A 21,163-nucleotide genomic window follows, 5' to 3' on the forward strand; every position below is an offset into this window, starting at 1 on the left:
TCCTTTCTCAGACCGGCTGAAAGGCGAAGGTGACGATCTCGTTGCCGTTTTCGTCGGTGGTGAACGGGATCATGGTCAGTTCGACCTCCTGGCCGAACTGCAGTTTGGCCGGATCGTTCTCGGTGAGCCTGCCTTCGACGCGGATCACGTCCTCGAGTTGCACCAGGCCGACGCCGAACGGCACGAAGTCCTTACCGGTCGGGCCCTTGTACGGCGCGCCGGGCGGAAAGCCCTGGGTGGTCCATGCGACCAGCGTGCCGCGGCGGGGCAACAGGACCTCGGACATCTCGCCGGCGCTGCACTTCGGGCAGCGCTGCTGCACGGGGAACGCGGTGGCCCCGCACTTACCGCAGGAGCTTCCGATGAGTTGGGGGTGCTCGGCTGGCCAGGTCGAGATCTCCGGCGCGAGCGCTATCTGCTGTACTGACACGCCGTTGACGATAACTGGAAATGACATTCTCGTCTAGAGAGAACGCTTCGCCCGGCGTTGGCTTTGTTTGCCGGAAACGGTCGTGACGCCAATCGGTCGAAATCAGAGAGTGTCGCCGCGAGAAATTAACGCTTGCTTTTTAATTACGGTGATGCGCAAAAGGCTCCGGCCATTTGCTGCGCAGCGGGGGGCCGGCGCCGAGGCGTGACAAACGCAGTGCAGCGCAACGGGTTTGGGGGCACGCATATTTTCTCGAATTCGCCAACTGCTGCTGTGAAAGATGCGAATATGTGCTCGTTAGCTCAGCCAATTTGCGAGTTGGGGAACCTTTGTCATGACGGCTGTTCCGCAATTAACGGTGGTCGGCGCGGTCGTCGCCGCGGGCGTTTTCAGTGCAGGCGGTTCGGCGGCCACCACCCAGGATGGGCCGATCGTGGCCGCGATGCCGGCGACCTCGCAGCCCAGTGCCGACGCCCTGGTTGAGCCTCACGGCCCGAACGCGACTGTTGCGGGCGCGGCGTACGTGGAGCCCGGTCTGGAGCTGTTCGACAGCACACCGTCTGTCGCTGCAACTGTGGAACGGTTGGCGCGGGACCGAGGCGTCGAGACGTCGACGCCAAAGTTGTTCGCGCCCAATGTCATCGCTAGAACGAACGTCGCGCCGAAACTCGCGGGTTCCGCCGGTGCGGTCGCGCCGACTGCGGCGACCTTGACCACGGCCGGTGACATCGGCAACTTCATCGGTGCGGTCGTCGGCATCTTCATCAGCAATGGCGACGAGCCAGGCGAGAACGGCGGCCTGCTGATCGGCAACGGTGCCGACGGAGGTCCGGGCCAGGACGGCGGTCACGGTGGCCTGCTGTTCGGCAACGGAGGGCGCGGCGGCGACGCCACTGAGCGCGGGCGTGCGGGCAACGGAGGCCACGCCGGCTTGGTCGGCAACGGCGGTGCCGGTGGCGCGGGCTTCGATGTCGACCTCGACATTGCCGTCGGTCTCGCAGGCGCAGGCGGAAACGGGGGAGCAGGTGGTGTGCTCTTCGGCACCGGAGGCGCGGGCGGGTCTGGAGGCAACGTCGTCTCCGCATCCCTCAGCATTGGAATCGCCGGTGACGGCGGCGACGGCGGCAGGGGCGGCTTCTTCGGTAACGGAGGCGCCGGCGGCGCCGGCGGCAACGCGGATGGCATCCTCAGCTCAATCGTGGCCGGGGCGGGCGGTAAAGGCGGCAAGGGCGGTGTGGTGGGTGCCGGTGGCGACGGCGGCGCCGGTGGCGACGCAGCCGTTACGGTCGGCGAAGCGCACGCGGGTGCTGGCGGTGACGGCGGCAGGGGCGGCGCCATCGGTTCCGGCGGCGACGGTGGTGCGGGCGGGAATGCCTCTGCCACGACTAATCCCGATCTCAGCGGTGACAGCATCGCCAACGGTGGTGCAGGCGGCAACGGCGGGAAAGGCGGAGTCATAACGCGGGGCGGTGCCGGTGGTGCGGGCGGTGCTGGAACCGGTACCGACGAGCCCGGCAGTACCGGCAACGGCGGCGACGGCGGACAAGGCGGTGCGGGGGGCGCTGGTGCTCCCGGCGGTCCCGGCGGCACAGGCGGCGAGGGCACGACCAGCGACGGCAGCAAGGGCGCCGACGGCCCCGACGGCTAGTTCCTACGAAAGCGCTTGATGGCCAACCAATTTGCGAGTTGAGGAACCTTTGTCATGACGGTTGTTCCGCAATTAACGATGGTCGGCGCGGTTGTCGCCGCGAGTGTTCTCGGTACTGGCGGCTCGGCGACCACCAGCCAGGACGGGCCGATGGTCGCCGCGAAGCGGGCGACGTTGGCGGTGACCGGGCAGCCCGGTGCCGACCCGCTGATCAAGCCTCACGGCCCGGACGCGACTGTTGCGGGCGCGGCGTACGTGGAGCCCGGTCTGGAGCCGTTCGACAGCATGCCGTCTGTCGCTGTAATTGTCGAACGGTTGGCGCGGGATCGCGGTGGCGTCGCGGCGTCAACACCAAAGTTGTTCGCGCCCAACGTCACTGCCAGGCCTGCCGTCGCGCCGAAACTCAGCGGCGTAGCCGGTGCGGGCGCGCCGACCTTGACCACGGCGGGTGACATCGGCAACTTCATCGGTGCGGTCGTCGGCATCTTCATCAGCAATGGCGACGAGCCAGGGGAGAACGGCGGCCTGCTGATCGGCAACGGTGCCGACGGAGGCCCGGGTCAGAATGGCGGTCACGGTGGCCTGCTGTTCGGCAACGGCGGCCGCGGCGGCGACGGTATCGCCGAAGGCGGGCGTGCGGGCAACGGAGGCCACGCCGGCTTGGTCGGCAATGGCGGCCGCGGTGGCGACGGGGACGACGTCGAACAGCCGATCGGAGGCAACCTCGGCGGTGCAGGTGGCAACGGCGGGAGAGGCGGCGCACTGTTCGGCACCGGCGGTTTTTTAAAATCTCCGGGGCCCCGGGACGGGCTCCCATATCCGTTGGCGGCTTTTGCTTGGCGGCGCCGGTGGGGACGCAGCCGTTACGGTCGGCGAAGCGCACGCGGGTGCTGGCGGTGACGGGGGCAGAGGTGGCGCCATCGGTTCCGGCGGCGGCGGCGGTGCGGGCGGGAATGCCTCTGCGACGACTAATCCCGATCTCAGCGGTGACAGCATCGCCAACGGTGGTGCAGGCGGCAACGGCGGGAAAAGTGGAGTCATAACGCGGGGCGGTGCCGGTGGTGCGGGCGGTGCTGGAACCGGTACCGACGAGCCCGGCAGTACCGGCAACGGCGGGAACGGCGGACAAGGTGGTGCGGGGGGCGCTGGTGCTCCCGGCGGTCCCGGCGGCACAGGCGGCGAGGGCACGACCAGCGACGGCAGCAAGGGCGCCGACGGCCCCGACGGCTAGTTCCTACGAAAGCGCTTGATGGCCAACGATCAACGCCGAGATGTCGCGGCCGACGACCTCCGCGAACGACCGGTCGCCGTACTTGCCCGCCGCCCAGTGCCGCGCGCCCTCGCCCACGAGAGATTGCGCGACGTTCGCGACATGCGCGACATCGAAGTGCGGAGGTAACTTGCCGTCTCGCTGCGCCCGCTCGAACACCTCCGCGAAGATCACCGACGTCCGCTCCAGGTGATCGTGGCCGGCAAGCGCCTGCCGATAACCCTCGAGGATCGCCTCGACGATGAGTTCGGGGGTACTGCGGCGCATGGTGTCCTCGATGCTGGCGAGGACCGCTGTGATGACCGCGGACACTTCGTACGGTTTCGCCATCATCTCGATCGAAACAGCGTGCGCGACGTCCGTCGACAGCACGCCCACCTCGAACAGCACGTCTTCCTTGCGCGGGAAATAGAAGTAGAACAACGCCTTTGACACGCCCGCCGCCCGGCAGATGTCGGCCACGGTCGTGGCCGCGTAACCGTTGGTGCGCCACAGCGCCATCGCCGCCTGCACCAGTGACTGTTTGGTCTGGTGTGAGCGCGCCTGCTGAAACGAGGCGCGGCGCTGACCCTGGTCAGCAACCTGAGATCGGGCTATCCCTGCCATTGGCAAGTGTTTTCCACGGTGCACATAGTTGACCTGAGTCTAACTCATGAAATAGCCTCGGCCCGTGGACGCCGATAGGGAGCAGATCACCGACGTGCTGGTCCGCTACGCCACCGGAATCGATTTCAAGGACTGGGCGCTGCTGCACACCTGTTGGACCGAGGACGTCGACGTCGACTACGGCGAAGTCGGCAGCTACTCCGGCGCCGACGCGATCACCAACCTGATGCAGCAACTCCACGACGCGATGGGTCCGACGTATCACCGGCTGACCAACTTCACCATCGCCGTCGACGGTGACCGTGCGACGGCGCGGTGCTACGTCCACGCTGTGCTGCAGGCGATCCCCGACGACGCGGCCAGTTGGGTTGAGGCGCTGGGACATTACGACGACGAGCTGGTCCGGACGTCCGATGGCTGGCGCATCTCCCAGCGCACGACGAGCATCGCGCGGGTGCACGCAGGCGCCGCATCGGGCGCTCGGTCATGACCGGAGATTTCGGGCAGAAGTACGGCCGGTGGGCCGTCATCGCGGGTGCCTCCGAAGGGATAGGCGCGGCCCTGGCCGACCAATTGGCCGCGCGGGGTGTGGATCTGGTGTTGATCGCGCGCAACGGGCGTCTGCTCGACGAGGTGGCTGCTCGGGCCCGCGAGGACCACGGGGTGCAGACGCGCGTCGTCGTGCAGGACCTCACCGACCCGGATGCGGGCGCGACGGTGGCCGCTGCGACCGACGGCCTCGAGGTGGGGCTGTTGATCTACAACGCGGGCGCGTCGGACCGGACGAACGCCTTCCTGGACAACGAACTCGACTATTCACTCAAGCAGATCAAGCTGGACTGCATCGGGCCGACCGTACTGGCGCACCATTTCGGTACTGCCATGCGCGAGCGCGGTCGCGGCGGCATCGTGCTCGTCTCGTCGTTGGCCTGTCTGGCCGGTTCGGCGACGCTGGCGATGTACTCGGCGGTCAAGGCCTTCCAGCACAACTTCGCCGAAGGATTGTGGGCCGAGCTTCGACCGCACGGCGTCGACGTCTGCTGCACCCCGCTCGGCATGACGTACACCCCGGCCTTTGCGCGGATGGGCATCGAGTACGACCCGGCCGCGCACATGCTGCCCGAGGACGTGGCGGGCGAGATCATCGCGAACATCGGCAACGGTCCTGTGCATGTGGTCGGCGAGAACAACCGCGCGGCCTCGTCCGCGGTGTGGACCATCGACCGGCGCGCGCTCGTCGAGATGATGACCACGGCCTCACTGGATTTCGCATCCAGGAGGAACGCCTGACATGCGGGCGGTGGTGCTACGTGACGGCGGGTTGACGGTCCGCGAGACGGCCGATCCCGTGCCAGGGCCCGGCCAGTTGCTGATCCGGCCGCTCAGCGCGGCGATCTGCGCCTCGGACGTCCACTACATGGATCATCCGAACTCGGCGCCGCGATTCGTCTGGGATTCCGGCCGCGACACCGTGATGGGACACGAGTTCATCGGCGAGGTCGTCGGCCACGGGCCGGATTGCTCGGGTGACTTCCCGATCGGGTCACGCGTCAGCAGCCTGCCGCTGCTGATCCGCCACGGCGCCGAACCGCATGTGATCGGCCACGATCCGGACGCACCGGGGGCCTTCGGCCAGCTCATGCTGGTGTCGGAAGTGTTGGCGCGCACGGTGCCCGACGGTGTGCCCGACGACGCCGTCGCGGTGGTCGACGCATTCGCGGTGGGGGAGTTCTACGTTCGCTGTTCGGCCATCGGACCTGGCGAACTGCCACTCGTCATCGGCGCGGGCGCCATCGGCCTGTCCGCGGTCGCGGCTCTGGTGTCGCGGGGCGTCGGCCCCGTCATCGTGTCGGACTACAACGTCGACCGACTGGAATACGCCAGCAAGTTCGGCGCCGATGTGTTGGTGAATCCAGCCGACCGCTCACCGTATGACGTGTGGCGGGAAGTGGCCGCAGACAACGGGATTCCGAAGCCACAAGTCATCTTCGAATGCGTGGGTGCACCGGGTCTGCTCAGTGACATCATCGGATCCTGCGAGTTTTTGGCCCGGATCTTCGCCGCGGGCGGTTGGTACGGCAACGATTCGGTGTCCGTCACCGCGGCAACACACAAGGGTGCGACCGTTCAATTCGGCGGCGGCCCGCATCCCGTCGACTGGTACGGCACGCTCGACGCGGTGGTCAGCGGTCGACTGGACACACTGCCCAGCATCGGCAGGGTGATCGGTCTCGACGAGGTACCCGACGCGATCGATGCGGCGCGCAAGTCGCAGGGACCGCCACGCGTCGTCGTCCACCCCACCGCGTCATGAGTGTGCTTCCGGGTCCGATCCGTCAGATCGGCTACGTGGTCACCGATCTCGACGAGGCACTGGCAGGCTGGGTCGAGTTGGGGGTCGCCCCGTGGGTGGTCATCCGTGACTTGCCGATGAGTGCGTCGTATCGCGGCGGGCCGTGCGAGACCACGCTGTCGTTGGCGATGGCGAACAGCGGCGAGATGCAGATCGAGCTGATCTGCCAGCACGACGACACCCCGAGCATCTTCACGGAGTTCCTGGCGGCCAACGGCCCCGGCTACCACCAATTGGCGTACTGGACCGAAGATTTCGACGCCACCATGAAGGCGGTCGAGGAGGCCGGCTGGCCGGTGGTGTGGTCGGGCGGCGCAAACTTCGGAGTGCGTTTCGCCTACGTCGAGCCGCCGAACAGCCCGGCCCCGGTCGTGGAGATCTCCGAACTCACCGAGACGACTCGAGCCAGCGCCGAATTCATCCGCGACGCCGCGGCGAATTGGGACGGCACCAACCCGATTCTGTAGCGATTTGTGTGCGTTTCGGAGCGCTCACCGCTCGTCAACGCACACAAATCACTGCTTCTTGAGGACCTTTTCGGCAGCCGCCCAATGCTCGTCGGCCACCCACAGCCGCGCGAACGCCGTGACGGCCTCCGTGGTGGAGACACCCTTCATCACGCGCTTGATCTCGCCTGCTGGCAGGCTCGCCAGCGCCTTGGCGATGCCACGCCAGTCGTCGGCGAAGGTGGGGCGCGGTAACACCTTGTCCACCAAGCCGATTCGCTCGGCTTCGGCGGCGTCGAGCACCGTGCCGGTGCCTGCCAGCAGCAGCGCCTTGCTGTAGCCGACGAGCGTGACGAGGCGCTCCGCGCCGCCCCATGCCGGCATGATCTCCAACGCCACTTGGTTGAAGCCGATCTTGACGTCGTCGGCGGCCAGTCGGATGTCGGCCGCTACCGCGAACTCGGCGCCGCCGCCAAGGGCATGGCCGTTGAGCACCGCGACGGTGGGGGTGGGGAACGCTGCGATCCGATCGCAGATCGTGCGCATCCGAAACGCCATCGAGGCCGCCTCGTGTTCAGTGCGCAGCGCGCTGAGTTCCTTCAGGTCGCCGCCGGAGACGAACGCGCGATCACCGGCGCCGGTGAGCACCAGCGCCTTGGCACCGACTGCCCCGTCAAGCGCCTTCTCCAACTGATCCATGGTCTCCAGTGAGATGGCGTTGCGGGCGTGCGGGCGGTCGATGGTGATGACCGCCAAACCGTCGTCCAACTCGAGGTCGACCATCAAGCGTTCTCCGTCTGCGGTATTGGCATTCTCTCTAGCGGAGAATAGCATCGCAGCGGAGTGGAGGTGCTGCGGAACGCATGCGAGAAATCCCTGTTGAGCTGACCAAGCGCTACCAGGAGGCGGGGTGGTGGACCCAGGACACCCTCGGTGACCTCGTCGCGCGCGGACTGAAGGACAACCCCGACGTCGGTTTCCACGTGCACTCGTCGGTCCGCCCGTTCGCGGGCACGTTTCGTGACGTCGAGTTGGAGGCGCGACGGTTGGCGGCCGGCCTGCATGCCCGCGGCGTGGGCCCCGGCGACGTGGTGGCGTTGCAACTGCCCAACTGGATGGAGGCGGCCGCCGCATTCTGGGCGTCGACGTTCCTCGGCGCGGTGACGGTGCCGATCGTGCACTTCTACGGGCGCAAGGAACTCACCCACATCCTCGGGACGGCCAAGCCGCGGGTCTTCATCACCGCAGAAGAGTTCGGCCGCATGCAGTTTGCGCCCGACCTCTGCGCGGACATCCCGATCGTCGGGCTTGTCGGCAGGGACTACCACGAACTGCTTGCCGACGAACCGCTCGAGGGCACATTGGCCACCGACCCGGCCAGTCCGGCGTTGATCGCCTTCACCTCCGGCACCACCAGTAATCCCAAAGGCGTTGTGCACAGCCATCAGACGCTGGGCTTCGAAACGCGCCAGCTGTTGGAGAACTACCCGGAGGATCGCGGCAGGCAACTCACCGCCACCCCGGTCGGCCACTTCATCGGCATGCTGGGCGCCTTCCTGATCCCGGTGCTGGAAGGCGCACCGATCGATCTGTGCGACGTGTGGGACCCCGGCAAGGTGCTCAAACTCATTGAGAGCGAGGGCCTTTCGATTGGCGGCGGCCCGCCGTACTTCGTCACCAGCCTGCTGGACCACCCGGACTGCACGCCTGAGCACATGAGCCACTTCACGACCGTCGGCCTCGGCGGCTCAACGGTGCCCGCGGCGGTCACCCGGCGGCTTGCCGATCTCGGCATGTTCGTCTTCCGGTCGTACGGCAGCAGCGAACACCCGTCGATCACCGGGTCGGCGCCCACCGCGCCGGAGGACAAGCGGCTCTACACCGACGGCAACGCCCGCCCCGGCGTGGAGATCCGGCTCGGACCCGACGGCGAGATCTTCAGCCGCGGGCCCGATCTGTGCCTCGGCTACACCGATCCCGAGCTGACGGCCAAGGCGTTCGACGCCGACGGCTGGTACCGCACCGGCGACGTCGGCGTGCTCGACGACGACGGCTACCTGACCATCACCGACCGCAAGGCCGACGTGATCATCCGCGGCGGCGAGAACATCAGCGCGCTGGAGGTGGAAGAGGTGCTGCTCGCCATGCCCAGCGTCGTGGAGGCGGTGGTGGTGGCCGCGCCCGACGAGCGGCTCGGCGAGCGGACGGCCGCGGTGCTGCGCATCAGGGCCGGCCACGCGATGCCGACCATCGACGAGGTGCGTGCGCACTTCAAGCGGGCAGGCGTCGCGGCCCAGAAGTGCCCGGAGGAGTTGCACCAAGTCGAGGACTACCCCCGGACGGCCAGCGGCAAGGTGCAGAAGTTCCGCGTCCGCGCGGACGTGGCGGCGGCCCGGCAGGATATTGCGGCTTGTCAAAAGTGAGAATATGATTCTCGCAACGAGAAAAGGAGTGTTCCAATGGGGCAACTGTCGCACCGGGTCGACATACCGTTTCCGCTGTTCGACGCGGACAACCATCTGTACGAGCCGCCGGAGGCGCTGACGAAATACCTGCCCAAGGAGTACCAGGACGTCGTCCAGTACGTCGAGGTCAACGGCCGCACCAAGATCGCGCTGCGCGGTGTGATCAGCAACTACATTCCGAACCCGACGTTCTCGGTGGTCGCCAGGCCGGGCGCGTGGGAGGAGTACTTCAAGTTCGGCAACCCTGAGGGCAAGAGCAAGCGCGAACTGTTCGGCGAGCCGATGCGCTCGATCCCAGCGTTCTTCGAACCGGGTCCGCGGCTGGAACTGATGAACGAGTTGGGCGTCGACCGCTCGCTGATGTTCCCGACGTTGGCCAGCCTGATCGAGGAGCGGTTGCGCGACGACCCGGTCGCGATCCACGTGATCATCCACTCGCTGAACCAGTGGCTCGACGAAGTGTGGGGCTTCAACTACCAGAACCGGATCTTCACCACGCCGGTGATCACCCTGCCCATCGTCGAGAAGGCGATCGAGGAACTCGAATGGTGCGTCAAGCGTGGGGCACGCGCCATCCTGATCCGGCCTGCGCCGGTGCCCGGCTTCCGTGGTCCGCGGTCGTTCGCGCTGCCCGAGTTCGATCCGTTCTGGCAGAAGTGCGTCGAGTACGACGTGCTGATCGGCATGCACTCCTCCGACAGCGGCTACTCGCGCTACACCTCCGAATGGGACGGGGCGGCTCAGGAGATGCTGCCGTTCCAGACCAACGCGATGTCGATCCTCAACGAGTGGCGTCCCATCCAGGACGCGGTGGCCTCGTGGGTGATTCACGGCGCGCTGTTCCGCTTCCCGACCCTCAAGGTAGCGATCGTTGAGGCGGGTTCGAAATGGATGTTCCCGCTTCTGGATTCGATGGCCGAGGTGTACAAGAAGACGCCTGAGAGCTTCCCTGGCAACCCGGTCGAGGAGATCAAGAACCGCATCCACGTCAGCCCGTTCTACGAGGAGGGCATCGACGATCTGATCAACCTGGTTGGCGTGGACCAGGTGCTCTACGGCTCGGACTGGCCGCATCCGGAAGGCCTTGCCGAGCCGACCCACTACGTGACGGCGCTCGAGCATCTGTCGGTCGAGGATCAGGCGAAGATCATGGGCGGCAACCTGGACCGGCTCGTCACGGTGTGAGGCGCGCTGCGACGATCAAGGGCGCAAGCGCCCGATGAGGAGCGGCGCCAGATGACCCAGCCACAACCGTGGGCGACCATCCCCGAGATGGTCCTGAGCGCGGCGGACCGCTTCGGCGACGCGGAAGCGGTCGTCGACGGTCCGCTGCGCCTCACCTTCACTGAACTCGTCGCTCGGATCCGTTGCGCGGCAGGTGCGTTCAACGACTTCGGGGTGCAGAAGGGTGACCGGGTCGCGATCTGGGCGCCGAACTGCGCCGAGTGGATCATCGCGGCGTTCGGGTTGCTCACCGCGGGCGGCGTGCTGGTACCCGTCAACACTCGGTTCAAGACGGACGAGGCGGCCGACGTCATCGGCCGCAGCGGCGCGAAGGCGGTGTTGATCCAGAAGGGCTTCCTAGGCCAGGACTTCAGCGCGCCGGCGGGCATCCCGGCGATCGACCTGAAATCCGATTTCCTGTCCGGCGGCGCGCCTTTCGAGCGGGCGGTCGACGGTGCCGACATCTCCGACATCATCTTCACCTCGGGCACCACCGGACGGCCCAAAGGCGCGAAGATGAACCACCGCCAGACGTTGCGGATGTACGAGGAGTGGGCCACGCTCGCGGACCTTCGCGAGGGCGACCGCTACCTGATGATCAACCCCTACTTCCACACCTTCGGCTTGAAGGCGGGGTTGATCGCGTCGTTCCTGCGCGGCGCCACCATGGTGCCTGTGGCCGCGTTCGACATCGACCGTGTCGTGGAACTCGTTGACACCGAACGGATCACGATGCTGCCGGGGCCGCCGACGCTGTACCACTCGCTGCTGGCAGTGACAGATAAGGACAAACTCGCGACCCTGCGGGCGGGCGTCACGGGCGCCGCGGACATTCCGGTGGAACTGGTCCGCCGGATACACGACGAACTCCCGTTCCAGACGTTGATGACCGGGTACGGGCTGACCGAGGCGGGCAACGTGACGCTGTCCAGGCCAGGCGACTCGTTCGAGGATGTCGCGACCACCGCGGGGCTGCCGTGCGAGGACATCGAGGTGCGGGTCGCCGATGACGGCGAAGTGCTCGTACGCGGCTACGGCGTCATGCAGGGCTACCTCGACGACCCCGTCGCGACCGCGGAGGCCATCGACGCCGACGGGTGGCTGCACACCGGGGACCTCGGCACCTTCACGGAGTCGGGCAGGCTGCGGATCGTCGGCCGCAAGAAGGACATGTTCATCGTCGGCGGCTTCAACGCCTACCCCGCCGAGATCGAGGGCTTCTTGATGGAACACCCCGCCGTCGCGCAGGCCGCGGTGATCGGCGTTCCCGATGACCGGCTGGGTCAGGTGGGCAAGGCGTTCGTGGTCGTCAAGCCCGGGAAAACCGGATTGACCGGGGACGAGTTGATCACATGGAGCCGGGAGCGGATGGCCGGATTCAAGGTGCCCCGGTTCGTCGAGTTCCTCGAACAGCTACCGTTGAACGCCACTGGCAAAGTCATGAAAGACAAGTTGCGCTGAGCGCCCGCACAGCGCGTAAATAGCATTTCCGCAGGAAACGGCGCAGAGGTCCCGGGTCGGGGATGGGGTATCCTCGCGGCAATACTCAAAAATGAATAATGCCATTCTCGTATTGAGTAGAGCTTTGCAGCAGACAAGGAGGTCGCTGTGCCGTCTTTCAGGCGCCGCGAGTCGGTGATCGACGCGGACCGCGTCGAGGCGCCGCCGCACGAACCTGAACGCGCGGCCGATGCGGCCGATGCGCTCGCACTTGCCGAGGAAGCCGAAGCGGAGGCCGCGGAGGCGGAGGCCATTGCGGCGGCTGCGCGCGCCAGGGCGCGTGCCATCCGGCTGCGGCGGCAGGCAGAGGCCGAGCCCGAGGTTTCCAAGGCCGACGAGCCCGAGGCTTCCGAAGCCGTCGAACTGATCGAACCCAGTGTGGCGGTCACCGACGACGAGGCTCAGAAGGTCGAGGAAACTGAGGCCCCGGTCCGCACACGGGGCGCTCTGCTGCTGCGGATACTCAAGATCTTCACCACCGTGGTCGCCATCGCGTGCACAGCGGCGTTCATCACGCTCAGCGTGCTGATGGTGATCAACCACCGGCACCAGGCCGCCGAACAACAGAACCGCGCGGAGTTCGCGGCGGCCGCCCGGCAGAGTGTCGTGACGCTGATGTCGTTGGACTTCAACAACGCCAAGGAAGACGTCCAGCGGATCATCGACAACTCGACGGGTCAGTTCCACGACGACTTCAAGAATCAGGCCGAGGACTTCATCAAGGTCACTCAGGACTCGAAGGTGATCACCGAGGTCACCGTCAACGCCACCGGCGTCGAGTCGATGACCGACAACTCGGCCGTCGTGCTGGTGTCGGCCAGCTCACGTGTCACCAACGCCGCAGGCGCCAAACAGGAACCACGCACCTGGCGGCTGTCCGTCGACCTCGAGCGCGTCGGCGATCAGATCAAGATGTCGAAAGTGGAGTTCGTGCCGTGACCGCGGAGGATACCGACGCCGTGACCGACGTCGACGAAAAGGCAACGGACACCGCCGAATCGAAGCCGGCCAAGCTCAGCGCAACTCGGCGTGCGGTGGTGGGGCGCATCGGCGCGATCGTGTTGGCCGTCGCGCTGCTCGCCTCCGGCGGCGCCACCGCGTGGCTGTACTTCAACCAGTACCGCGCCGACCGGCAGACCGACGATGCGGCGGCCAACGTCGCACTGGACGCCGCGAAGGTGGGCACGGTGGCGATGCTGTCGTACTCGCCCGAGAGTCTGGACAAGGACTTCGCCAATGCGAAGTCCCATCTGACGGGTGACTTCCTGTCGTACTACACGAATTTCACCCAGCAGATCGTCACACCGGCAGCCAAGCAGAAGGCGGTCAAGACCACCGCGGCCGTCGTGCGGGCCGCGGTGTCGGAGATGCACCCGGATTCCGCCGTGGTGTTGGTGTTCATCAACCAGAACACCACCAGCAAGGAGAACCCGGACGGTGCGTTCGCCGCGAGCGCGGTCAAGGTGGGTCTGAAGAAAGTCAACGACACCTGGCTGATTTCGTCGTTCGATCCCGTGTAGCGTCGGCGCCGTGGCGGATCCGAAGCCTGCCGACATGGTGCTGTCGGGTGGCGGCGTCAAGGGAATCGGGCTGGTAGGCGCCGTCGTCGCGCTGATGGACGGCGGATATCGCGCCCAACGCGTCTCGGGGACGTCGGCCGGGTCCATCGTCGGCGCGATCCTGGCGGCCGCGGCGATGGGCGACCAGTTGACCCCCGACGAGGTGAAACAGCTTGCCCTGCAACTGGATTACCGAAAGTTCACCGATGCCGGTCCCGTCGAGCGGGTGCCGCTGCTCGGCCCGTCGCTGGCGGTGCTGCGCGGTTCCGGCATCTACAAGGGTGACTACGCCCACGACTGGGTGCGCAGCGAACTCGCGAATCTCGGCGTGCGTACGTTCGGCGACCTGGCCATCGACGACGACGAGCTGCCGCCCGAGCGGCGCTACAAACTGGTCGTCACCGTCGCGGACGTGACGACGGGCCAACTGGTCCGGCTGCCCTGGGACTACCGTCGGGTCTACGGTCGCGATCCCGACGAGCAGTCAGTCGCTGACGCGGTGCGCGCCTCGATGTCGATCCCGTTCTTCTTCCGCCCCGTCACGCTGACCGCCGCGAGCGGGTTGACGTCCACGTTGGTCGACGGCGGAATCCTGTCGAACTTCCCGATCGATTCGCTGGACCGCCACGACGGGCGGCGACCGCGCTGGCCCAGTTTCGGCGTCACCGTGCTGCCGAACCTGCCGGAGGGCAACGACAAGGTGATTCCCGCGTTGGCGCCGATCCGGATGCTTGGCGCACCGCACCTGCTGGAGGACGTGATCACCACGGCGTTGGTCGGCCGCGATCAGGCCTACCTGAACGAGCCATGGGTGAGTGCGCGCACCATCCGGGTGGACTCGACTGACGTCGGCTTCCTCGACTTCGACATCTCTGAAAACGAGATCGAAGCGCAGTACGTGAAGGGGTACGCCGCTGCCGAGCAGTTCCTGGCCGGCTGGAACTGGCACGCCTACCTCGACCGCTTCCGCTGATGGCAGGCGATCTGGCGGCGATCCTGCCGTTGTATGCGACGTCGGCGGACGCGGCGTTCGTGCCGTTGGCGGGGGAGACGCCGTTGGTGCGCGTTGCCCGCACGATGCGTGGTGCCGCGGTGGTCGCCGCCGCCGAATCATTGGCCGATCGGGCGCGGGAAGCGCTTGCGGGCCAAGGGTTGTCGTCGATCGACGTGGTGACGGTGACGGGTCCGGATTCGCGAGCCGGATGCATCGCCGCCGCGCTGCAGGCCTTCGCGGATCCGCCGCGTCAGGTGCTGATCCACGACATCCGCAGGCCATTGGCTCCGACAAGCCTGTCCGACAGGGTGATTGAAGCGTTACGGGCAGGCGCTTCGGTGGCGATGCCCATGCTGCCGGTGACCGACAGCGTGAAGACCGTCGACGAGCTGGGGTCGGTGACCGGCACCCTCGATCGTTCGCTGCTGCGGGTGGTGCAGTATCCGCGCGGGTTCGCCGTCGATGAACTGACCCGGCTGCTGGGACAGTGCAGGACCGACGACTTCGACGAACTCGGTGAAGCGCTGCACACGACGACGCCGGTGAGGTTCGTCGAGGGCGATGCCGACGCGTTCGCCGTCGAACTGCCAAGGGGCACCGACTATGTCGAGGCGATCATCGCCTGCCGGACACAGTGAGCAGTCGGGCCGCGACGGCGATGTCCTTGGCGTAGGTCACCTTCAGGTTGGCCTCGTCGCCGGGGAACGTGCGGACCTGCTCGTCGGTGTACTTCTCGATGCACGACGACGTGTCGGTGCCTTCGAATCCGTCGGCGTCGGCGGCACGGTATGCGCGCAGCAGAGGTCGGGCGCGAAACGCCTGCGGGGTCTGCACCCGCACCAGTGCACCGTCGGTTGCCTCGACTCCGGCAGGTCCCTGCCGCACCACGTCCGCGGTGGCCAACGCCGGTATCGCGCCGCCGAACTCGCGCGCGAGCGACAGTGCACTGACGAACATGGCGCTGGCCGCCAAGGGCCTGGCCGCGTCGTGGATCAGCACCACGTCGACTGCACCGGACTCGATGTCGTCGGCGAGGTAGCGCAGCACGTTGAACTCCGAGGCGTGCCTGGTGTCGCCGCCCTCGACCAGTTTCACCGCCGTGCCGGGCAACTCGGCGGCGACGGTGTCGCGGGCGAGGTCCAGTTCACCTTTCCGATACACCAACACCGTCCTGGCGATCTCGTCGACGGCGGCTACCGCGGCCAGCGACCAGGCCACCATGCTGCGGCCAGCCAGCGGCAGGTACGCCTTGTTGCCGTCGGCGCCGACACGCGTGCCGAGGCCGGCCGCCAGCACCACGCCGACTGCACATGGCGTGGATTGCGTTGCGGGAGAACGGCCTCGGATGGCGCCGAGGCGGTCACTCTGCGACATTGAACGCCTTGATCACCTTGGTCGGCTTGATGCGCACGACGAGCTCACCGGGTACGCCGTTGCGCCTGCCGTACTCCTGCGCCCTTTCTGCGCCCATGTAGCGGCCACCGGTTCTTGTCGCGATGTCGAGCACGTCCTGCGGGTCTTCGCTGATGGTCGCGATGCCCTGGACCTGTACGAACGAGTACGGCGGTTGCGAGTCGTCGACACACATCACCACCCGCGGATCCCGCGTCAGCGCACGACCTTTCGCGGTGTCCTTACCCGTGTTGAAGGCCAGCTCACCGTTGTCCACGACGAACCACACCGGCGCCACGAGCGGTCGGCCGTCGGATGCGAGGTAGCCGAGCAGTCCGGTGCGAGTGCCTTCAGACAGGAATTCGACGACATCGTCGGAAAGTTCTTCCACGCCATCACAGTAGACCGCGCCGACGGTTCAGTCCTCGGCGTGACGGTTGTAGTCCCAGCGTTCCAGCCGCGCCTGCAGGTCGTACAGGCCCAGTGCGGCAAGCGGTGTGCCGATGGACATGCAGATCATCAGTAGCGCGTTCATGGTCTTCTCTAGTCGTTCTTGGACTTCCGGATGGAATGAAGCGTATGTGCCGACCGCATGGAGCCACACGCGTAGGCGGCTACCTGCTTTTCCGATCCGCCGCTCAACGCGTCGCGCGCCGCCTTGCGGGTGGCGCGGTAACGCTGACGTTCGGCGTGCGCCCACGGTTCGGACCAGCCGTCGAGAAGCTCACCGGCGCGAAGCAGCGGAAGCAGATCGGCCACGAACTGCGGGTCGACGGGCGCCTCGGCGTTGAGCAGGTGCTCGATCTGGTCGACGGCGTCGTGCCAATCCACCGAGACGTCTGACGCCAGCGCGATGTACTGAGGATCGACTTCGAGCAGCGGATCGGCGCCGACCGGGCGAAGCCGCCACATCGTCGAGCGCAGGCTCGCGATCGCGCGCCGGGTCTGCGCATGCGGCCACAGCATCGCGCATACCCACAGCCGGTGCACCGGCCTGCGCTTGAGCGCGACGAGGGCGATCAGCCGCTGGCACGCGGGAGGTAGCTCCACCACCTCCTCACCGCGCTGGAGGGAGAACTGTCCGAGCAGCTTGAGCGCAAATTCATCCGACACACGTCGATCGTCGATCCGTTAGCCGGTGATGGCATGCGTAGTCCACTACCTGTTTTTTTGCGGACGCGAAGGTCGGCGCCGCCGCCGGTTCTCCCGGAAGAACTGCGCCGCCCTGCGGACCGACTCGAGCACCGGTGCCGGCCGCCATCCCAGCTCCCGCTCGGCCTTCCCGTGGTCGAGCTTCGGCCAGATGTGCATCAGCCGGACGCTGCGACTGGTCAGCTGGGAGTCGCGGCCAAGCGCGGTGCGCACGTCGCCGGCGTACCCCATGGCGTACATGGCCCACAGCGGCATGCCGAACCGCGGCGGCTCGACGCCCGCCGCCTCCGCGGCGGTCCGGTACAGCTCCTGCACCTCCACGTACCGCTCCGAGACGATATAGCGCTCGCCGCTGCGGCCCTTTTCGGCGGCCAGCAGCAGCGCCTCGGCGGCATCCTCGACCCCCACCGCTTCGCCTGCCCACCCCTTGACGTAGAACGGCAGCCTGCCCGCCGCAGCGAGCGCGATTTGCTTACCGTGCGACGTCGGCTGCCAATCACCGGGCCCGTAGGTGTTCGAAACGCACAGCGCCACAGCGGGTAATGCGCGTTCAGAGACCGCGCACAGCACGAGGTTCTCCGCCTCGACCCGCGAGCGGATGTAGCCGCTGCTCCTGTCGGCCCAGTTGAACTCGTCCTCCTCGGTGGCGGGTCGCTGCTCGGCCGGGATCCCGATGGTGCCGATCGTGCTGGTGAACACGAACCGCCTCAGGTCGGCATCCACCGCGGCATCAAGGACGCGGCGCAGACCGTCGACGTTGGTGCGGAACAGCGGAGCCGGATCCCGCAGCCAGGCGCGGGTGTCGACGACGCAGTAGAAGACGTCGTCGCAACCGGCCATCGCCGCGCGCACCGCGTCGTCGTCGAAGATGTCGCCGTAGCGGCACTCGACCGCACCCGTCTCGACCAGGTCCTCGATGCCCTGCGTCGAGCTGGTCGGGCGCAGGATGACCCGCACGTCGTCGCCGCGTTGCACCAACTGTCGGGTGACGTGGGAGCCGAGGAATCCACTTGCGCCCATCACCAACTTCTTGCCGCCCGCCATGGGGTGAAATGTAGCTGTGAGAGGACTGGATCGATGACGGAGGCGCAACCGCAGCGGCCGGCGGTGCATGCGCATCGCATCCGCAGGATGACCGGGCGCGACCCACACGAAGAGCACCGGGTGGCCACTCCGCTGGAGTTGCTGTTCGACCTGACGTTCGTCGTCGCGTTCGGTATCGCGGCGAGCGAGTACGCGCACATGCTCGCCGAGGACCACGTCCGCGCCGGACTGCTCGGGTTCTCCTTCGCCGCCTTCGCGATCTGCTGGGCCTGGATCAACTTCGCGTGGTTCGCGTCGGCCTATGACACCGACGACTGGATCTACCGGTTGATGACCATGCTCCAGATGGTCGGCGTGATCGTGCTGGCGCTCGGCTTACCGCAGATGTACGCATCGATCGAACACGGCGGCCACGTCGCAAACGAGGTCATGGTGGCCGGGTACGTCATCATGCGGATCGCGTTGGTGGGGCAGTGGTTACGCGCGGCCAAACAGGACCCGGGCCGACGCGCGGCGTGCCTGACCTACGCCACGGCCGTCACCGTCGCGCAGATCGGCTGGGCCGCCGCCATCTTCCTGCACACCTCGCTGGCTGCCACGTTCGCAGTCGTGGTCGTGCTGATCGGCATCGAGCTGCTCGGCCCGCTGCTGGCCGAGACCCGCATCGCGAAGACGCCGTGGCACGCCCACCACATCACCGAGCGCTACAGCCTGCTGACGATCATCGCGCTCGGCGAAGGTGTGGTGGGGACGGTGGCAACGGTGTCGGCGGCCGTGGGCGCGCAGGGCTGGTCGTACGACGCGATCTTCGTGGCGGTGGCGGGCATCGGGCTCACCTTCGGCATGTGGTGGACGTATTTCGTGGCGCCGCAGGCCGATCTGCTGCATGCCCACCGGGAGCGGTCGTTCTTCTTCGGCTACTTCCACATCGTCACGTTCGCCGCCATCGTCGCCACTGGGGCCGGTCTGCACGCCGCCGCGTACTACATCGAGCACCATTCCGAACTCGGCTCCGTTCCAACCGTGTTGTCCGTGGCCGTGCCGGTGGGGATCTACATCTTGTCGGTCTACGCGCTGTATGCACGGTTGGCGCGCATCGTGGATCCGTTCCACGTGCTGCTGCTGGTGTTGACCGCCGCGGTGCTCGGGGTCGCGGTGTGGCTGGCGGCCGCGGGCATCTCGATGGCGAACTGCCTGTTGGTCGTCACGCTGGCGCCGATGGTCACCGTGGTCGGCTATGAGACGCGCGGACATCGGCACGCCGCCGACGCGATCGCCAGAAACCTCGACGAGTGACGTCGTGAGCGGTTTTGCCTGGATGCCATCCGGGTAAGCGTCAGGGCACGACTCGACTGAGGAGCCACCATGCCGAAGACATCCAAGAGCGGTGCTGCCAAGAAGAGTGAGTTGCCGAGCACCCTGCAGAAGTCGTCTGCCAAGGCGCAGCGCACATTCGCCAAGGCTCATGACGCGGCGGCGAAAGAGTACGGCGAAGGTGAGCGCGCGCATCGCGTCGCGTACAGCGCGTTGAAGCACAGCTTCGAAAAGGTGGGCGACCACTGGGAGCCGAAATCGCAGAAGGGGCCGTCGGATTCGCGGGCCCGCAGCGGCGGACGGAATCCGAAAGGCGAGACCGCCGAAGGTGTCAATGCGAACGCATCGAAGAAGCACCTCGTGGAAGTGGCTCGCAAGTTGGACATCTCGGGCCGATCGACGATGAGCAAGGAAGAACTGGTGTCGGCGATCAAGAAGGCCAACCGGCGCACTACGGCGCGCAACCGCTGAGTCTCAGCGGCCCGCCGGATGCGTTTCGACACTCTCCAATAGCATCGCGTCGTCCTCGACGCGCATCAGCCTGCGCGCCTTACGCCTGGTGATCAGGATTCCGATCACTGCGAAGGCCCACACTGCATACTGCACCGTCCACGCCAGCCGGAACGAGGCGAAGGAGAAGTCGCCTGCGGCGTCGAGGATCAGGCCCATCACCTGCATGATCAACAGCGAGGCCACGAAGCCGCCCATGTTGACCATGCCCTGAGCGGTGCCCAGCGTCGAACTCGGATTGAACGTCCTGGCGAAGTCGAAGCCCACCATCGAGCCGGGGCCGCCGACCGAGATGACGACGATCAAAGTCACGAGTAGCCACATCGGCGCTCGATGTGGCAACGCCAGCACGACCGTCCACGCGATCGCGTTCGCGGCGATGATGCCCAGCACCACGCGTGACCGGCGATGCGGCATGCGGCCGGTGACGATGCCGATGGCGATGCCAGCCGAGATGGCGGCGACGACGGAGACGGTCAGCAGTGCGCCCGCCGCACCGGCCGAAAGACCTTGCGCTTCGGTCAGATACGGCACACCCCACATCAAGGCGAACACCGTGACGGAGAACTGCGTGCCCATGTGGGTGAAGAAGCCCAGCCGGGTGCCCGGACGCAGCCACACGGTCTTCAGGCTGACGAGGGTGTCCCGAACGGAGCTGATCTGCGTCGGGAGCGCGGGACCATTCGGTGTGTTCCTGACCAGCGCGAGGGTCAGCACAATCGACAGCACACCGAGAGCCGCCACCGACACATACGCCGGCGTCCACCCCGCGCCCGTCAGCAGCGCGAAAAACGGTACCGCCGAAAGCACTTGGCCCAATTGTCCGCAGATGCCGGTCAACTGGGTGAGCAGCGGCACCTGCTTCGGCGAAAACCAGTACGGCACCAGCCGCAGCACGGATATGAAGGTCACCGCATCCCCGAGGCCGACGACGGCGCGAGCGGCGACGGCCGTCGGCAGCGATTCGGTGAACGCCAGCACCAGTTGGCCTGAGGCCATCACGGCGCCGCCGGACAAGATCAGCGCCTTGGAGCCGAACCGATCGAGCAGCAAGCCCGCGGGGACCTGGGCGCCCGCATAGACGACCACCTGCAAAACCACGAACGTCGACAGCACACTGGGGCTGGCATTGAACCGTTCGGCGGCATCCAGGCCTGAAACCCCGAGCGTGGTCCTATCGAGAACGGCGACGATGTACGCGAGCAGTCCGGTGGCCCACACAATCCAGGGACGCACGCAGGACCTTTCGCTCAAGG

Annotated in this window: 23 protein-coding genes; 15 read left to right on the forward strand and 8 right to left on the reverse strand. The window is 66.8% G+C overall.

Translation table 11 applies throughout. The features are described from left to right. Nucleotides 1-7: 7 nt before the first annotated feature. A complete protein-coding gene (locus tag C1A30_RS01275; RefSeq protein ID WP_101946471.1) occupies nt 8-457 on the reverse strand; it encodes a Zn-ribbon domain-containing OB-fold protein in 450 nt (149 codons plus the stop codon). 307 nt (nt 458-764) lie between these two features. Here C1A30_RS01275 and C1A30_RS36405 point away from each other — a divergent pair, with 307 nt between their 5' ends. Together C1A30_RS36405 and C1A30_RS01285 are read left to right on the forward strand one after the other, a co-directional pair. Further along, on the forward strand, nt 765-2,078 hold the full coding sequence (locus C1A30_RS36405) for a PGRS repeat-containing protein (RefSeq protein WP_200828124.1): 1,314 nt from the start codon (nt 765-767) through the stop codon (nt 2,076-2,078). 54 nt (nt 2,079-2,132) lie between these two features. Continuing rightward, a complete protein-coding gene (locus C1A30_RS01285) occupies nt 2,133-2,978 on the forward strand; it encodes a hypothetical protein (protein WP_142392527.1) in 846 nt (281 codons plus the stop codon). A 334-nt stretch (nt 2,979-3,312) separates the two neighbouring features. On the opposite strand, the gene C1A30_RS01295 is transcribed toward C1A30_RS01285, so the two are convergent. Beyond that, complete coding sequence (locus C1A30_RS01295; RefSeq protein ID WP_101946474.1) at nt 3,313-3,954, reverse strand: TetR/AcrR family transcriptional regulator; 642 nt, start codon at nt 3,952-3,954, stop codon at nt 3,313-3,315. A 64-nt stretch (nt 3,955-4,018) separates the two neighbouring features. On the opposite strand from C1A30_RS01295, the gene C1A30_RS01300 reads away from it, so the two are divergent. From C1A30_RS01300 to C1A30_RS01315, 4 genes are read left to right on the forward strand one after another with little or no spacing between them, the layout of a single operon-like run. Further along, nucleotides 4,019-4,444, forward strand: a complete 426-nt coding sequence (locus C1A30_RS01300) for a nuclear transport factor 2 family protein (RefSeq protein ID WP_101946475.1) — start codon at nt 4,019-4,021, stop codon at nt 4,442-4,444. After that, nucleotides 4,441-5,244: an SDR family oxidoreductase gene (locus tag C1A30_RS01305; protein WP_101946476.1), complete on the forward strand. Its 804-nt coding sequence runs from the start codon at nt 4,441-4,443 to the stop codon at nt 5,242-5,244. Before C1A30_RS01300 ends, C1A30_RS01305 begins: the two co-directional genes overlap by 4 nt. A 1-nt stretch (nt 5,245) precedes the next feature. Then, complete coding sequence (locus tag C1A30_RS01310) at nt 5,246-6,268, forward strand: zinc-binding dehydrogenase (protein ID WP_200828125.1); 1,023 nt, start codon at nt 5,246-5,248, stop codon at nt 6,266-6,268. Continuing rightward, nucleotides 6,265-6,774 (forward strand): VOC family protein, encoded by a 510-nt coding sequence (locus C1A30_RS01315; protein WP_101946477.1) that lies wholly within the window; start codon nt 6,265-6,267, stop codon nt 6,772-6,774. The genes C1A30_RS01310 and C1A30_RS01315 overlap by 4 nt, the downstream gene beginning before the upstream one ends. Nucleotides 6,775-6,822: 48 nt before the next feature. Here the strand turns inward: C1A30_RS01315 and C1A30_RS01320 are convergent, their stop codons facing one another. Next, nucleotides 6,823-7,536 carry an enoyl-CoA hydratase/isomerase family protein gene (locus C1A30_RS01320; protein ID WP_101946478.1) on the reverse strand — a complete coding sequence of 238 codons (714 nt, stop codon included), beginning with the start codon at nt 7,534-7,536 and terminating at the stop codon, nt 6,823-6,825. An 80-nt stretch (nt 7,537-7,616) separates the two neighbouring features. Here C1A30_RS01320 and C1A30_RS01325 point away from each other — a divergent pair, with 80 nt between their 5' ends. The 7 genes from C1A30_RS01325 to C1A30_RS01355 all read left to right on the forward strand — a co-directional run bounded on the left by C1A30_RS01325 (nt 7,617) and on the right by C1A30_RS01355 (nt 15,133). After that, nucleotides 7,617-9,176, forward strand: a complete 1,560-nt coding sequence (locus C1A30_RS01325; RefSeq protein WP_101946479.1) for an AMP-binding protein — start codon at nt 7,617-7,619, stop codon at nt 9,174-9,176. Between the two features lie 36 nt (nt 9,177-9,212). Further along, on the forward strand, nt 9,213-10,403 hold the full coding sequence (locus C1A30_RS01330; RefSeq protein ID WP_101946480.1) for an amidohydrolase family protein: 1,191 nt from the start codon (nt 9,213-9,215) through the stop codon (nt 10,401-10,403). A gap of 51 nt (nt 10,404-10,454) precedes the next feature. After that, the gene (locus tag C1A30_RS01335) at nt 10,455-11,903 is read left to right on the forward strand and encodes a FadD3 family acyl-CoA ligase (RefSeq protein ID WP_101946481.1); all 1,449 of its coding nucleotides are present in this window, start codon (nt 10,455-10,457) and stop codon (nt 11,901-11,903) included. A gap of 147 nt (nt 11,904-12,050) precedes the next feature. Then, nucleotides 12,051-12,881: a hypothetical protein gene (locus tag C1A30_RS01340; protein ID WP_101946482.1), complete on the forward strand. Its 831-nt coding sequence runs from the start codon at nt 12,051-12,053 to the stop codon at nt 12,879-12,881. Next, nucleotides 12,878-13,462, forward strand: coding sequence for a hypothetical protein (locus C1A30_RS01345; protein WP_101946483.1), 585 nt, complete (start codon nt 12,878-12,880; stop codon nt 13,460-13,462). The genes C1A30_RS01340 and C1A30_RS01345 overlap by 4 nt, the downstream gene beginning before the upstream one ends. A 34-nt stretch (nt 13,463-13,496) precedes the next feature. Continuing rightward, complete coding sequence (locus C1A30_RS01350) at nt 13,497-14,474, forward strand: patatin-like phospholipase family protein (RefSeq protein WP_101946621.1); 978 nt, start codon at nt 13,497-13,499, stop codon at nt 14,472-14,474. Further along, nucleotides 14,474-15,133 (forward strand): 2-C-methyl-D-erythritol 4-phosphate cytidylyltransferase, encoded by a 660-nt coding sequence (locus tag C1A30_RS01355; protein ID WP_101946484.1) that lies wholly within the window; start codon nt 14,474-14,476, stop codon nt 15,131-15,133. Before C1A30_RS01350 ends, C1A30_RS01355 begins: the two co-directional genes overlap by 1 nt. On the opposite strand, the gene C1A30_RS01360 is transcribed toward C1A30_RS01355, so the two are convergent. The 4 genes from C1A30_RS01360 to C1A30_RS01375 all read right to left on the reverse strand — a co-directional run bounded on the left by C1A30_RS01360 (nt 15,111) and on the right by C1A30_RS01375 (nt 18,083). After that, nucleotides 15,111-15,869 carry a 2-C-methyl-D-erythritol 4-phosphate cytidylyltransferase gene (locus C1A30_RS01360; protein ID WP_101946485.1) on the reverse strand — a complete coding sequence of 253 codons (759 nt, stop codon included), beginning with the start codon at nt 15,867-15,869 and terminating at the stop codon, nt 15,111-15,113. The two genes, C1A30_RS01355 and C1A30_RS01360, sit on opposite strands and share 23 nt — an antisense overlap. Next, nucleotides 15,856-16,278 (reverse strand): PPOX class F420-dependent oxidoreductase, encoded by a 423-nt coding sequence (locus C1A30_RS01365; RefSeq protein ID WP_101946486.1) that lies wholly within the window; start codon nt 16,276-16,278, stop codon nt 15,856-15,858. The genes C1A30_RS01360 and C1A30_RS01365 overlap by 14 nt, the downstream gene beginning before the upstream one ends. A 152-nt stretch (nt 16,279-16,430) precedes the next feature. Next, nucleotides 16,431-17,000, reverse strand: coding sequence for a transcriptional regulator (locus C1A30_RS01370; protein WP_101946487.1), 570 nt, complete (start codon nt 16,998-17,000; stop codon nt 16,431-16,433). 45 nt (nt 17,001-17,045) lie between these two features. After that, the gene (locus C1A30_RS01375) at nt 17,046-18,083 is read right to left on the reverse strand and encodes an NAD-dependent epimerase/dehydratase family protein (protein ID WP_101946488.1); all 1,038 of its coding nucleotides are present in this window, start codon (nt 18,081-18,083) and stop codon (nt 17,046-17,048) included. Nucleotides 18,084-18,116: 33 nt separating this feature from the next. On the opposite strand from C1A30_RS01375, the gene C1A30_RS01380 reads away from it, so the two are divergent. Both C1A30_RS01380 and C1A30_RS01385 read left to right on the forward strand, forming a co-directional pair. After that, the gene (locus C1A30_RS01380) at nt 18,117-19,379 is read left to right on the forward strand and encodes a low temperature requirement protein A (protein WP_101946489.1); all 1,263 of its coding nucleotides are present in this window, start codon (nt 18,117-18,119) and stop codon (nt 19,377-19,379) included. A gap of 69 nt (nt 19,380-19,448) precedes the next feature. Beyond that, on the forward strand, nt 19,449-19,868 hold the full coding sequence (locus tag C1A30_RS01385) for a ChaB family protein (RefSeq protein WP_101946490.1): 420 nt from the start codon (nt 19,449-19,451) through the stop codon (nt 19,866-19,868). Between the two features lie 3 nt (nt 19,869-19,871). On the opposite strand, the gene C1A30_RS01390 is transcribed toward C1A30_RS01385, so the two are convergent. Beyond that, nucleotides 19,872-21,143 (reverse strand): nitrate/nitrite transporter, encoded by a 1,272-nt coding sequence (locus C1A30_RS01390; protein WP_101946491.1) that lies wholly within the window; start codon nt 21,141-21,143, stop codon nt 19,872-19,874. Between the last annotated feature and the right edge of the window lie 20 nt (nt 21,144-21,163).

The organism is Mycobacterium sp. 3519A, assembly GCF_900240945.1.
GTDB lineage: Bacteria > Actinomycetota > Actinomycetes > Mycobacteriales > Mycobacteriaceae > Mycobacterium.